Annotated in this window: 1 protein-coding gene; it reads right to left on the reverse strand. The window is 36.0% G+C overall.

Annotated features, from left to right (window positions below; translation table 11 throughout):
- Positions 1-495: RhuM family protein (gene rhuM, locus HC175_RS17760; RefSeq protein WP_168139600.1), on the reverse strand; the 495-nt coding region annotated here is incomplete at both ends.

A 495-nucleotide genomic window follows, 5' to 3' on the forward strand; every position in this document is an offset into this window, starting at 1 on the left:
ATTTTGAGTAGCTTGTGATGATAGATAGAAAACCCTCTGTAAGATTTCTTTGGGTTCTATCAGCTTCTTCCTGAATACGATTTATTTCCTGCTCAAGATTTTTTATTTGATTTTTTTGTTCTTTGAGTAGATTTTCATTGATAGTATATCCTTTAAGCAGATAATCCCGCAATTTCGAGGTAGCCCATCTTCTGAATTCAGTAGCAATTGGAGACTTTACACGATAGCCAACACTAATCACCACATCAAGATTATATCTGGTTACCTGATAGGTTTTTTCATCCTGGGCAGTATGTGCAAATTTTGCACTAACTGAATCTTTCTCCAGTTCACCTTCCTTAAAAGAGTTTCTGATATGTCTTCCAATTACAGTTCTATCTCTGTCAAACAGATCTGCAATTTCCTGTTCTGAAGCCCAAATAGTTTCATTTCCCGGATCAAGAATTACCTGAAACTCGGTTTCTTTCTTCGACGGACGAAAAATTACTACTTCAT

Source organism: Salinimicrobium oceani (genome assembly GCF_012037645.1).